The following is a 12,374-nucleotide window of genomic DNA, read 5'->3' on the forward strand; positions in this document are numbered from 1 at the left end:
TGGTGCTGCACCCGCTCGCGGACCACCGGCGCCAGCTGCCCATCGAACGTCTCGGCATCACGCTGGACGCCGCGCCCGGGTTCGGCCTGGTGGTGTCCTACAACCCCGGCTACCAAAGCGTGCTCAAGGATCTGAAGGATTCGACGCGCCAGCGGATGGTCGCCATCGAATTCGGTTTTCCCGCAGCCGATGTCGAAGAGGGAATCATTGCGCACGAGGCGGGCGTGGACGCGTCCACCGCGGCCGAACTGGTGCGTCTCGGAGCGGCCATCCGCCGCCTGGAAACCGGCGGGCTGCGTGAGGTCGCGTCGACCCGGGTGCTGATCGCGGCCGGCAGGCTGGTCGCGGAGGGCCTGACCCTGCCAGAGGCGGCCCGCGCGGCGGTCGCGGGGCCGCTCACCGACGACGCGGCGGTCGGCAAAGCGCTGGGCGAGATGATCGAGATCTACCTGGGCGCGGCGGCCGAATGATTGACGCTGTATACCGCCGCGGCTAGGGTCTGAACAAATATTAGGTTTACGTCCGGAGGCCGGAATGTCCTACGAAAGCAGCGCGGAACCGATCAAGGTCGGCTACCTGATGGACTTCGCGCTGCCGCCGGGATTCCCCGAGGAATTGATGGCGAGTTTCACGCGGTGCTTCGACCTCATCTTCGAAGAAGCCCGCGAGCAGGGTCTGATCGATCGCCCGGTGCAAATGATCTACCGCGAGGTGGAGGGGTTGCCCAAGGGCTCGGTCAAGGCGGTGATCGATGCCTTCGGCGAGCTCGTCGACGAGGGCTGCCTGGTGGTGTTCGGCCCGCACATCACCGACAACTGCGTGCCCACCCGCGAGGCGATCGAGGAGCGGTTCAAGGTCCCGGCGATCAGCGTCACCGGCACCGACGACTGGCTGGGTGAATGGACGTTCGCGTTCCCGCAGGGATCCATGACCGACGAGCCGATCTTCATCGCCGACCTGGCCGCCAAACGCGGGCTCACCGAAATCGGGGTCCTGGTCGAGCAGAACCTGATCGGCGAGAGCTACCTGAAGAACCTGCGAAGCGCGTGCCGGCGCAACGGGATTCGCATCGTTGCGGAGGCGGCGATCGCGCAGACCGCGCAGGACATCAACGAGGCCGTGCGCACCCTGCACGACGCGAAGGCCGAGGCGATCGTGCACCTGGGCTTCGGCTTCGGGATCGTGTTCATCAACCCGGCGCTGCAGGCCGTCGACTGGGACCCGCCGCGGTTCACCACCACGGCCTTCCAGAACGCCTGGGTGAACCCGATCATGTGGGATGCCTTCATGGGCTGGGTCGGGGTCGATCAGTACGACGAGGCGAACCGGCTCGGCCAGGACTTCCTCGACCGGTATGCCGCGAAGTACGACGGCAGCCGTCCCGAATACTGCGTGCTGGTGGTCAACCGCGACGTCGCCGCCACGCTCGCGCGCGCATTTGCCGACGCGCACCCGCTCAGCCCGCGCGGCGTCAAGGAAGCGCTGGAGCGGGTCAAGATGATGCCCGCCGCCTCCGGCGCGCCGGGCACCCGGGTGTCCTTCGGCAAGTGGACGCGCCGGGCCTGGATGGGCGCCGGCTACCTGGTGGCCCGCAGCCTCGACGCCGACGGCGTCAACTCGCATCTGGTCGATCGCTTCGGCGAGGAAGGCTGACTCGTGTCAACCGAACAGTCCACACCGCCCGTCGCAGAGGAGAAGTCGGCATCTCCGCAGCGGGGCGAGAAGCGTGGGTGGGGCGGCTGGGTCGCCGGCGCCGCCCTGGCCGCGTTCGCGCTCTTCTTCATCGCGAACTGCCGCGTCGCGCTGGACCCGCGCGTCGCCAACCCGAACGTGCAGGGCCGGCCGCGGCCGGTGAGGTTCATCTTCGGGCTGGACTACATCGCGTTCCTGCAGATTTCGACCGTGATCATGCTGCTGGTGCTGCTGGTCGTGTTCATCAGGGGCTGGCGCCGCAATCCGGGCAGCCCGGTGATGCTGATGTTCCTGTGCACCACGCTGATCGTGTGGCAGGACCCGATCATGAACTGGTCGCCGTTCGCCGTCTACAACCCCGACCTCATCCACTGGCCGGAGTCGTGGCCGCTGGTGTCGCTGTCGCCGACCGTCGAACCGTTCGTCGTGTTCGGTTACGTCACTTTCTATTTCGGCCCGTACTTTCCGGCGATCTGGATCCTACGCAAACTGCAGGCGCGCCGGGGGCCCGGGGCTTTCGTGTCGCGGCACCCGTTGGTCAGCCTGGGCGTGCTGACCTGTGCCATCGGCTTCGTCTTCGATGCGTGGCTGGAGATCCAGCTGGTCCACATGGGCATGTACATCTACTCTCAGGTGATTCCGTGGGGTTCGGTGTTCACCGGCACCACATTTCAGTTCCCGCTGATCTGGGAGTCGTTCTCGGTGACGTTCGTGATGGTGCCCGCGGCGATCCTGTGTTACCGCGACGACACCGGAAAGTCGGTGGCGGAAAAGCTTGCCGCGAAAGCCAAGGTTTTCCCGAGCCGCCCGGTGCTCGGCACGTTCCTGGTGATGTTCGCCATCATCAACGTGTCCTACTTCGCCTACGGGGCGTGGTTCTGGGCGATCAAGGCCAGCCACGCGGCGACGTCTGTCGCGTGCCCGTGGCCTTACCCCGAGGCGAAAGTGTATGACCCACAAGGCTATTACGAGAAGGCCGGCGCGCGGGGCCCCTACTCGGTCGGCATCTGGTCGACCTGGGCAAGCGGGGAGCCCCACGGCCGACCTCAGGTGGAGCCGCCGCCGCCAGGCGAAGGCGCATGCGCCACCCCGGGCGCGCATGGCTGAGCCGCGCACCGTCGTCGTCACCGGTGCGTCGCGCGGACTGGGGTTCGCGTCGGCCGTCCGGCTCTACCGCGAAGGGTGGCGGGTCGTTGCGGCGATGCGCACGCCCGACCGGGGGATGGCGTCGCTGCGCCAGGCCATCCGATCGGAGGGCGCCGGTGCAGACGACGACCGGCTGATCGGGGTGCAGCTCGACCTGACGGACGCCGCGTCGATCGCCGCGGCGGCCAAGGCGATCGAGGAGGCCGTGGGCGCGCCCTACGGGCTCGTGCACAACGCGGGCATCTCCGCCGCCGGCGTGGTGGAGGAGACCGACATGGCGCTGTGGCAGCGGATGTTCGCCACCAGCGTCCTGGGCCCCGTCGCGCTCACCCAGGCCTTGCTGCCCGCGATGCGGGCGGCGGGCGAGGGCCGAATCGTGCTGGTTTCCAGCGCGGCCGGCGTGCGCGGGCAGCCGGCCACCGCGCCGTACTCGGCGGCCAAGGGAGCGTTGGAGCGGTGGGGCGAATCCATGGCGTGCGAGATCGCGCCCTTCGGGCTCGGCGTCACCGTCCTGGTGGCCGGCATGTACGACACCGAGATCATCACCGACGCGGGCACCACCGACAATCGCGATTTCGGCGGCCCCTACGCCCGGATCCACACCACCATGAACACCCGCGGGCGCTTCGCGATGAAGCTGGCCCGGCCGCCCGAGCGATTCACCGACGGCCTGCTGAAGGCGCTGGACGACCGGCAGGCGTTCCGTCGCCGCGGCGTCGGCCCGGACGCCTCGATGTTGTTGGCCGCCAATAGGATTCTTCCGGCGTCGGGCATGCACCAGGTGTCGCGGATCGTGCTCGGCATTCCGCGGCGGGGCTCGATGCGGGGCGCGGCGTGGCCGTTGACGACGGCCCAAAAAGCGATGGTGCTCGCGGCACGAGTCATTCCCGCACCGGTGTTGCGGCGGTTGGGACCGAAGGAGCGGTAATGGAACAGCTTTTCGACGACCTGGAGGATTTCGGCGCCTTCGATGACGCGATATCCGGTGACGTGCGCGACCCCTACACCGAGTTGGCGCGGCTGCGACGCGAGGAACCGGTGCAGCGACTCGAGACGTCGGGAGCGCTGCCGCACGAGGAATCGCTGCCGATGTTCATCGTGTATCGCCACGAGGACGTCCAGCAGATGTTGCGCGACAACGAGACGTTTTCCTCGGCGGCCGTCATCGCGGCGTTCGGCCCCGTGCTGGGCGAGGGTGTGATGCTCGGCATGGACGAACCGGTGCACGGGCGGCTGCGCTCGTTGGTGTCAAAGGCGTTCTCGCAGAAGTCATTGGCGCGCTGGCAGGACGAGCTGGTCGGCCGGGTGGCGAATGGCCTGATCGACAACTTCGCGCCCCACGGCAAGGCGGATCTGGTGAAGGAGTTCACCTTCGACTATCCGAGCCAGATCATCGCGGGACTGTTGGGCCTGCCGGAGAAGGACTACCCCCAGTTCCAGCGGTGGTCGATCTCGCTGCTGAGTTGGTTGATGAACCCGGAGCGGGGGCTGGCGGCGTCGGCCGCGCTGTGCGACTACTTCGCCCCGATACTGCAGGCCCGCCGGGCCGAGCCGAAGGAGGACCTGATCAGCGCGCTCGGTGCGGCCGAGATCGACGGGCAAAAGCTCGCGGACGAAGAGATCTTCTCCTTCCTTCGGCTGCTGCTGCCCGCGGGCGTCGAGACGACCTACCGATCGCTGGGCAGCCTGCTTTTGGCGTTGTTGTCGGATCCCGCGCAGTTGGACGCGATCCGCGCCGACCGGTCGCTGCTGCCGCAGGCCATCGAGGAGGGTGTGCGGTGGGAACCACCGCTGCTGACCATCACCCGGGTCGCGACCCGCGACACCGAGCTCGGCGGCGTGGCGATCCCGGCCGGGGCGACGGTGATGCCGATGCTGGGATCCGCCAACCGGCAGGAGGACCGCTACCCCGACCCGGACACCTTCGACATCTTCCGGCAAGCCAGGGCCCACCTGGGCTGGGGGCACGGGGTGCACGTCTGCCTCGGCATGCACCTGGCGCGCCTGGAGATGCGGACCGCGGTCAACCTGCTGCTCGACCGGCTGCCGAACCTGCGGCTCGACCCCGATGGCGACGACCCGCACATCCGAGGACAGGTTTTCCGCTCGCCTACCTCGGTTCCGGTGCTGTTCGACCCCCAGTAACCAGCCCCGCAGCGTTTGCACCTTGCCAATCGGCTAGGTTCCGGTAAGGCTCTCTGTAGCCCCCTCAACGACTCAGAAGAGAGTGACAAACATGACCGAGGCTGTAAAGGTCCGCTTCGAGCCCAAGATGATGATCGACGGCAAGCTCGTCGAGGGTCAGGCCGGCACCTTCACCAACATCAACCCCGCGACGGAGGAGCCGCTCGGCGAGGTCGCGGACGCGTCGAAGGAGGACATGCACCGGGCCATCGACGCCGCCCGGCGCGCCTTCGACGAGTCCGACTGGTCGACCAACAAGGAGTTGCGCAAGCGCTGCCTGTTGCAGCTGCACGAGGCCATCGAATCCGAGAAGGAGGAGCTGCGCGAGGAGCTCATCCTCGAGGTCGGCTCCCCCCGGGCGATCACGTTCGGCCCGCAACTGGACGCGCCGCTGCAGGACGGGCTGAAATACCCGGCCCGGCTGATCGACGAGTACGCCTGGGAAACCGACCTCGGCGACCGGGTGATCAGCCTCACCGGCACGAACACCTCCATCAAGGTCTGGCGGGAGCCGGTGGGCGTCGTCGGCGCGATCGTGCCGTGGAACTTCCCGTTCGAGGTCACCCTCAACAAGCTCGGCCAGGCGCTGGGCACCGGCAACACGGTGGTGCTCAAGCCGGCGCCCAACACGCCGTTCAACGCGACCCGCCTGGGCCGCCTGATCGCCGAGAAGACCGACATCCCCGCGGGCGTCGTCAACGTCGTCACCGCATCGGATCACTTTGTGGGCGAGGAACTCACGCTGTCGCCCAAGGTCGACCTGATCTCGTTCACCGGTTCCACCACGGTCGGCCAGCGGATCATGGAAAAGGGCGCGGCGACAATGAAGCGGCTGTTCCTCGAACTCGGCGGCAAGTCGGCGACCATCGTGCTGGAAGACGCCGACTTCGGGATGGCCTGCGCGATCGGCATCGCGCCGTGCATGCACGCCGGGCAGGGCTGCGCCAACCCGACCCGGATGCTGCTGCCGCGGTCCCGCTACGACGAGGGCGTGGCGATCCTGCAGAGCATCTACGAGAACGTCACGTGCGGTGACCCGCAGGACCCCGGGACCCTGTGCGGCCCGGTGATCTCCGAGGTGCAGCGCAACCGCGTGATGGGCTACATCCGCAAGGGCGTCGAGGAGGGCGCCACCGCGCTGGTCGGCGGACCGGACGCGCCCACCGGCTTCGACAAGGGATTCTTCGTCCGGCCAACGCTTTTCACCGACGTCGACAACTCCATGACGATCGCCCAGGAGGAGATCTTCGGGCCCGTGCTGTCCGTCATCCCGTTCGACGACGAGGAGGACGCGATCCGGATCGCCAACGACAGCCGCTACGGATTGGCCGGCAACGTGATGTCGGGCTCCCTCGAGCACTCGCTGGCGGTGGCCCGCCGGATCCGGGCCGGGTTCATCGGCGTCAACGGCGGCGCGCCGTACGGCGCCGACACCCCGTTCGGCGGTTACAAGTACAGCGGGGTCGGCCGCCAGAACGGCGTCGCCGGATTCGATCAGTACACCGAGGTCAAGTCGGTGGGCTACCCCGCCGGCTGATCCGCCGACCGCCGCGAGGGTGCGTGTTCGTACATCGACACGCCGTGCGGCGCGTCATTTTGCGCACGCTCGGCGGCGGCTTCGCCCACCCGGCCTTCGCCCGTCCAACCCCTTGGTTGACAATCGACGCAAGACCCACACGTCAAAGGAGACACCACCATGGCTGAAGCCGTCATCGTCGAGGCCGTCCGCTCACCGCTCGGCAAGCGCAACGGGGGCCTGTCGGGCGTCCACCCGGCCGACCTGTCCGCGCAGGTCCTCAACGGGCTGGTCGACAAGGCCGGGATCGACCCGGGCATCGTCGACGACGTCATCTGGGGCTGTGTCATGCAGGCCGGTGAACAGGCTCTCGACATCGGCCGCACCGCGTTGCTGGCCGCCGGCTGGCCCGAGACGGTGCCGGGCGTGACCGTCGACCGGCAGTGCGGGTCGAGCCAGCAGTCCATCCACTTCGCCGCCGCGGGTGTGGTCGCTGGCCACTACGATGTCGTCGTCGCCGGCGGTGTCGAGTCGATGTCGCGCACCCCCATGGGCTCCTCGCTGGCCGGCGGCGGAAATCCCTACCCGCAGGCCTTCAAGGACCGCTACCACAAGACACCGAACCAGGGCCTCGGTGCCGAGATGATCGCCGAGCAGTGGGGCTTCGACCGGCTCGCGCTCGACGAATTCTCGCTGGGGTCCCACGAAAAGGCCGCCGCGGCACAGGATTCGGGCGCGTTCGACGACCAGATCGTCGGCATCAAGGACCAGGACGGCAACGTCGTCCTGAAGGACGAGGGCATCCGCCGCGGCACCCCGATGGAAAAGATGGCGTCGCTGAAGCCGGCGTTCAAGGAGGACGGGCTGATCCACGCCGGCAACTCCTCGCAGATCACCGACGGTTCGGCCGCACTCCTGTTCATGTCGGCCGAGAAGGCCAAGGAACTGGGCCTCACGCCGATCGCCAAGGTGCACACCGCGGTACTGGCCGGCGCCGACCCGGTGATCATGCTGACCGCGCCCATCCCGGCGACGCAGAAGGCGCTCAAAAAGTCCGGCCTCTCGATCGGCGACATCGGGGCCTACGAGGTCAACGAGGCGTTCGCGCCGGTTCCGTTGGCGTGGCTGAAAGACATCGGGGCCGACGAGAAGAAGCTCAACCCGAACGGCGGCGCCATCGCGCTGGGCCACCCGCTGGGCGGCTCGGGTGCACGGCTGATGACCACGCTGCTCTACCACATGCGCGACAAGGGAATCCGCTACGGCCTGCAGACGATGTGCGAGGGCGGTGGCCAGGCCAACGCCACCATCGTCGAGCTCCTGTGAGCCAAACCGACGACGACCGGCCCGGAGCGCTCGTCGAGCTTCGCGGCAACGTGATGGTCATTACCATCAACCGGCCCGAGGCCCGCAACGCGATCAACGCCGCCGTCAGCATCGGCGTCGGGGACGCGCTGGAGCAGGCGCAGCACGACCCGGGCGTGCGGGCGGTGGTGATCACCGGCGCGGGCGACAAGTCATTTTGCGCCGGGGCCGACCTCAAGGCGATCGCGCGGCGGGAGAACCTGTATCACCCCGAGCACGGCGAGTGGGGCTTTGCCGGCTACGTGCACCACTTCATCGACAAGCCCACGATCGCCGCGGTCAACGGCACCGCCCTGGGCGGTGGCACCGAGCTGGCGCTGGCCAGCGACCTGGTGGTCGCCGACGAGCGGGCCACCTTCGGGTTGCCGGAGGTCAAACGCGGGCTGATCGCCGCGGCCGGCGGCGTCTTCCGGATCGTCGACCACCTGCCCCGCAAGGTGGCGATGGAGCTGCTGTTTACCGGCGAGCCGATCACCGCGTCCGACGCCCTGAAATGGGGCCTGATCAACCAGGTCGTCAAGGAAGGTTCCGTGCTCGACGCCGCGCTGGCCCTGGCCGCGCGGGTGACGGTGAACGCGCCGCTGTCGGTGCAGGCCAGCAAGCGCATCGCCTACGGGGTTGACGACGGCGTCATCGTGGGCGACGAGCCGGGCTGGGAGCGCACCGTGCGCGAGATGCGCTCCCTGATCAGGTCCGAGGACGCCAGGGAGGGACCCCTGGCGTTCGCCGAGAAGCGGGAGCCGGTCTGGCAGGCGCGCTAAAGAATCCGAGCGGCCCCCACGCGGCGCTAGTGCGCCAGGATGTTCACGGCCCGCCCGAACACGGCGGGCAGGGCCGCGGCCGCCGGCACGATGGCGCGGCGCGCCGGCACCGGCGCGCTGGCCAGCACCACCGCCCGGGTGAGCAGCCGGTAGTTGCGGGTGACCCGGTGCCACGCGGCCTCGTATGACGACGGCGCGTCGTTGGCGATGGCGTCGACCGCGGCGGCCGCCTGCTTGACCGCGAGGCTGATGCCTTCGCCGGTCAGCGCGTCTTCGTAGCCGGCCGCGTCGCCGACCAGCAGGACTCGGCCCGCCACGCGTCGGGAGACGACCTGACGCAGGGGGCCGCAGCCGCGGGCGTGGCCGCGGTCGGCGCCGTTCAGATGCTCGGCCAGCCACGGGAACCAGGCCAGGTCGGGGCGCCCGCCGGACAGGATCGCCACGCCGACCAGATCGGGTTCCACCGGCGTCACGTATGCCTCGCCCCAGCGGGACCAGTGCACCTCGACGAACTCCGACCAGACCGGCACCTTGAAGTGCCAGCGCACGCCGTGGCGGCGCGGCGTTCCGGCCGTGGCCTTGATGCCGACCGCGCGCCGCACCGACGAGTGCAGCCCGTCGGCGCCCACCAACCACTTCGCGCGCACGCCCGCGGCCGTCACGCCGTGCGCGTCCTGCTCGACGCTGGTCACCCGCGCCCGAATCCATTCGGTGTCTTGCTCTTTGGCCCGGGCCTCCAGCGCCGCGTGCAGCGTGGTGCGCCGCACGCCCCGGCCCGGCCCACCGCGAAACAGCGCCTCGGCCCGGCGGCGTTCGCTCACATAGGCGATGCCGCGAAAGGGCATGCCGGCCGGGTCCACCCCGAGCGACGTCAGCTCGGCCAAACCGCCGGGCATCAGCCCCTCGCCGCACGCCTTGTCGATGGGGCCCTCGCGCGGTTCGGCCACGATCACCGAAAGCCCAAGCCGCCGAGCGTGTAACGCCGTCGCCAGGCCCCCCGGGCCGCCGCCGACGACCAGCAGATCGGTGTCGTACGTCATGACGTGTAGCCCAGGGCCGAGTTCTCCACGTGCAGGCGCACGCCGAGCAGCATCGCGTTCGCCAGCGTGAAGACGACCGCGGTCAGCCACGCCGTGTGCACCAGCGGCAACGCGAACCCCTCGGCCACCACCGCAACGTAGTTGGGGTGGTGCAGCCACCGGTAGGGGCCCTGCCGCACCAACGGCGCACTCGGCAGCACGATCACCCGGGTGTTCCACCGGTGCCCCAGCGTGGTGATGCACCACCAGCGCAGCACCTGGCTCAGCGCCGCGATGGCCAGCATCGGCCAGCCCAGCCACGGGATGAACGGCCGGTGCAGCGCCCACGGCTCGATGAGGCAGCCGAGCAGCAGCGCGGTGTGCAGGACGACCATCACGGGGTAGTGGGACTGGCCAAATTCCTTGGCGCCCTGGGCAAAAGACCATTGCGCGTTGCGCTTGGACACCACCAGCTCCGCCACGCGTTCGATGGCGACCGCAAGGATCAGCAGGTAATACATAGCTCTGTCCGGCCCTACCAGCTCAGCAGGACGAATTCGGCGGAGAAGCCCGGTCCCATCGCGACCATCAGCCCGATCGAACCCGGCGACGGTGGGTCGGCCATGGTGGCGTGCAGTATATCAAGTACCGAAACAGACGAAAGGTTTCCGTTGTTGCGCAACGAGTTTCTGGTGACCTCGAGCGCATCGGGCCCCAGCCCCAAGGCGTCTTCGACCGCGTCGATCACCTTCGGGCCGGCGGCGTGCAACAGCCAGGTGGAGACGTCCGCCGTGGTCAGTCCGTGGTCGGCCAAAAACGCGCGGATGTCGTCGCCGACAAACTTCTCGACGAGCGTCGAGATCTCGGCGGACAGGACGATCCCGAACCCGTTGCTCCCGATGTTCCAGCCCAGCACGTCCTCGGTGTCCGGGTAGGTCCGGCTGCGGGTGGCCAGCACCCTCGGCCCCGCCGCTTCCCAGTCGGCCCCGGTCGCGATGACGACGCCGGCGCCGTCGCCAAACAGGCTGGAAGCGACCAGGTTTGGGATCGAATTGTCCTGGCGCTGAACGGTCAGCGAGCACAGCTCGACCGCCAGCAGCGCCGCCACGTCGTGGGGGAACGCGCGCAGGTAGTCGTGCACCCGGGCCATGCCGGCCGCGCCGGCCACGCAACCCAGGCCGAACAACGGGATGCGTTTGACGTCCTGGCGCAGCCCGATCCGCGTCGCCAGCCGCGCCTCCAGCGACGGCACGGACAACCCGGTAACCGTCGTCGAGAAAACGGCGTCGACCTCCGACGGCTCGACATTCGCCTGGTCGAGCGCGTCGAGCATCGCCTGCTCGGCCAGGTCGAGGGCGATTTCGATGTAGGCGTCGTTCGCCTCGGTGAAGCCGCTCAGCTTGCCGTACCGCGACAGCGGCAGCGCGATGTTCCTGAACTCCACTCCACTGCTGAGCGCAAAACGCCGGAACTCCGGACCGGCGAAGTCGGTCAGTGCCCCGATGGTTTCGTCCTGCGTGTAGCGGTTCGGTGGGAATGTGACGGCCACGCCCGCGACGGACGGGTCCGCTGTCTGTTTGTTGATGCGCACGCGCGTAGAAGCGCCCCCGGTGATCTCCTCCATGTGGGGGTCACGGTGCGGGCGCCGCATCGGTTCAAAACTCTGGCTAGTGTCGGGGTATGCGGATTTTGGTCACCGGCGCCACCGGATATGTCGGATCGCGCCTGGTCACTGCGCTGCTGGGGGATGGGCATCAAGTCGTGACGGCCACCCGAAACCCGGAGCGCCTCAAGCGTTTAGGCTGGTTCGACGACGTCATCCCGGTCGCCCTCGACGCGTCCGATTCGGAGTCGGTGCGGGCGGGCCTGGCCGCGGCGGGCCCTATCGACGTGCTGTATTACCTGGTGCACGCCATCGGCCAGCCCGGCTTTCGCGACGCGGACCGGGCGGCGGCCCACAACGTCGCGGTGGCGGCCCGGGACGCCGGGGTGGGGCGCATCGTCTACCTGGGCGGCTTCGTGCCCGCCGACGAGGCGCTGTCCGAGCATTTGACCAGCCGGGCCGAGGTGGCCGAGGCCCTGACCGTCGAGGACGGGCCCGAGCTGGTGTGGCTGGGCGCGGCGATCATCATCGGCGCCGGCTCGACGTCGTTCGAGATGATGCGGTACGTGGGGGACCGGTTCCCGCTCATTCCGATCCCGAGCTGGATGGACAACCCGATCGACCCGATCTCCATCCGCGACGTGCTGCACTACCTCGTCGCGGCGGCCGACCCCGGCCGGGTGCCCGCCGGCGCCTACGACATCTCCGGGCCGACCACCACCAGCTACCGGGGGCTGCTGAAGACGTACGCGCGCGTGTCGGGCAGGTGGCATGCCCCGCTACCGGTCGGCAGGATCGACCCGGCGCTGGCGTCGCTGGTCACCGGCGTCGCGCTGCCGGTGCCCCCGGGGCTGGCGGCGGACCTGGTCGAATCGCTGGACCATCCGATGGTGGCGTCGGTCAGCGGGCTGCGCGACCGCGTGCCCGACCCGCCCGGGGGGCTGCTCGGCGTCGAGGACGCCGTCGCCCTGGCGCTGGCCGGGTCGGGGAGACGGCCCAGGCCCGTCAACGCGCTGACCGATCCCCATCAGCTGGCCGACAGCGATCCCGCCTGGGCCGGCGGCGACGCGCTGCGCATCCGCCGGCTC

At 69.0% G+C, this 12,374-nt stretch carries 12 protein-coding genes; 9 read left to right on the forward strand and 3 right to left on the reverse strand.

Annotated elements, in window-relative coordinates; all coding sequences use genetic code 11:
* The 8 genes from A5673_RS04770 to A5673_RS04805 all read left to right on the forward strand — a co-directional run.
* Positions 1–470 (forward strand): CbbQ/NirQ/NorQ C-terminal domain-containing protein (locus A5673_RS04770; protein ID WP_197518291.1); only part of this gene is annotated, 470 nt, incomplete at its 5' end.
* A gap of 64 nt (positions 471–534) precedes the next feature.
* Positions 535–1,653 (forward strand): ABC transporter substrate-binding protein, encoded by a 1,119-nt coding sequence (locus tag A5673_RS04775; protein ID WP_068227659.1) that lies wholly within the window; start codon positions 535–537, stop codon positions 1,651–1,653.
* 3 nt (positions 1,654–1,656) lie between these two features.
* The gene (locus tag A5673_RS04780) at positions 1,657–2,799 is read left to right on the forward strand and encodes a spirocyclase AveC family protein (RefSeq protein ID WP_068227662.1); all 1,143 of its coding nucleotides are present in this window, start codon (positions 1,657–1,659) and stop codon (positions 2,797–2,799) included.
* Positions 2,792–3,766 carry an SDR family NAD(P)-dependent oxidoreductase gene (locus A5673_RS04785; protein WP_068227664.1) on the forward strand — a complete coding sequence of 325 codons (975 nt, stop codon included), beginning with the start codon at positions 2,792–2,794 and terminating at the stop codon, positions 3,764–3,766. The genes A5673_RS04780 and A5673_RS04785 overlap by 8 nt, the downstream gene beginning before the upstream one ends.
* Positions 3,766–4,983 carry a cytochrome P450 gene (locus tag A5673_RS04790; RefSeq protein ID WP_068227667.1) on the forward strand — a complete coding sequence of 406 codons (1,218 nt, stop codon included), beginning with the start codon at positions 3,766–3,768 and terminating at the stop codon, positions 4,981–4,983. Before A5673_RS04785 ends, A5673_RS04790 begins: the two co-directional genes overlap by 1 nt.
* Before the next feature lie 91 nt (positions 4,984–5,074).
* Positions 5,075–6,559 (forward strand): aldehyde dehydrogenase family protein, encoded by a 1,485-nt coding sequence (locus A5673_RS04795; RefSeq protein WP_068227670.1) that lies wholly within the window; start codon positions 5,075–5,077, stop codon positions 6,557–6,559.
* A 159-nt stretch (positions 6,560–6,718) separates the two neighbouring features.
* Positions 6,719–7,864, forward strand: a complete 1,146-nt coding sequence (locus A5673_RS04800; protein ID WP_066914954.1) for a thiolase family protein — start codon at positions 6,719–6,721, stop codon at positions 7,862–7,864.
* Between the two features lie 53 nt (positions 7,865–7,917).
* Positions 7,918–8,664, forward strand: coding sequence for an enoyl-CoA hydratase-related protein (locus tag A5673_RS04805; RefSeq protein ID WP_068227688.1), 747 nt, complete (start codon positions 7,918–7,920; stop codon positions 8,662–8,664).
* 26 nt (positions 8,665–8,690) lie between these two features.
* Here the strand turns inward: A5673_RS04805 and A5673_RS04810 are convergent, their stop codons facing one another.
* Genes A5673_RS04810 through A5673_RS04820 form a run of 3 tightly spaced genes read right to left on the reverse strand, consistent with a single transcriptional unit; the run spans position 8,691 to position 11,307 of the window.
* Entirely contained in the window at positions 8,691–9,704 is a 1,014-nt protein-coding gene (locus A5673_RS04810; protein WP_068227672.1) for an NAD(P)/FAD-dependent oxidoreductase, read from the reverse strand.
* Complete coding sequence (locus tag A5673_RS04815; RefSeq protein ID WP_068227677.1) at positions 9,701–10,204, reverse strand: isoprenylcysteine carboxyl methyltransferase family protein; 504 nt, start codon at positions 10,202–10,204, stop codon at positions 9,701–9,703. Before A5673_RS04815 ends, A5673_RS04810 begins: the two co-directional genes overlap by 4 nt.
* 14 nt (positions 10,205–10,218) lie before the next feature.
* A complete protein-coding gene (locus A5673_RS04820) occupies positions 10,219–11,307 on the reverse strand; it encodes a type III polyketide synthase (protein ID WP_068227681.1) in 1,089 nt (362 codons plus the stop codon).
* Between the two features lie 56 nt (positions 11,308–11,363).
* On the opposite strand from A5673_RS04820, the gene A5673_RS04825 reads away from it, so the two are divergent.
* A partial coding sequence (locus tag A5673_RS04825) for an NAD(P)H-binding protein (RefSeq protein ID WP_068227684.1) occupies positions 11,364–12,374 on the forward strand: 1,011 nt, incomplete at its 3' end.

It is taken from the genome of Mycobacterium sp. E3198, from assembly GCF_001667015.1.
Taxonomy (GTDB): Bacteria; Actinomycetota; Actinomycetes; order Mycobacteriales; family Mycobacteriaceae; genus Mycobacterium.

What these genes read in the sequence shown, in the direction of transcription:
- A5673_RS04785 (WP_068227664.1), top strand. Translation starts at nt 2,792, where the DNA reads ATGGCTGAGCCGCGCACCGTCGTCGTCACCGGTGCGTCGCGCGGACTG.
- A5673_RS04815 (WP_068227677.1), bottom strand. Translation starts at nt 10,204, where the DNA reads ATGTATTACCTGCTGATCCTTGCGGTCGCCATCGAACGCGTGGCGGAG.
- A5673_RS04790 (WP_068227667.1), top strand. Translation starts at nt 3,766, where the DNA reads ATGGAACAGCTTTTCGACGACCTGGAGGATTTCGGCGCCTTCGATGAC.
- A5673_RS04820 (WP_068227681.1), bottom strand. Translation starts at nt 11,307, where the DNA reads ATGGAGGAGATCACCGGGGGCGCTTCTACGCGCGTGCGCATCAACAAA.
- A5673_RS04800 (WP_066914954.1), top strand. Translation starts at nt 6,719, where the DNA reads ATGGCTGAAGCCGTCATCGTCGAGGCCGTCCGCTCACCGCTCGGCAAG.
- A5673_RS04795 (WP_068227670.1), top strand. Translation starts at nt 5,075, where the DNA reads ATGACCGAGGCTGTAAAGGTCCGCTTCGAGCCCAAGATGATGATCGAC.
- A5673_RS04775 (WP_068227659.1), top strand. Translation starts at nt 535, where the DNA reads ATGTCCTACGAAAGCAGCGCGGAACCGATCAAGGTCGGCTACCTGATG.
- A5673_RS04805 (WP_068227688.1), top strand. Translation starts at nt 7,918, where the DNA reads ATGGTCATTACCATCAACCGGCCCGAGGCCCGCAACGCGATCAACGCC.
- A5673_RS04810 (WP_068227672.1), bottom strand. Translation starts at nt 9,704, where the DNA reads ATGACGTACGACACCGATCTGCTGGTCGTCGGCGGCGGCCCGGGGGGC.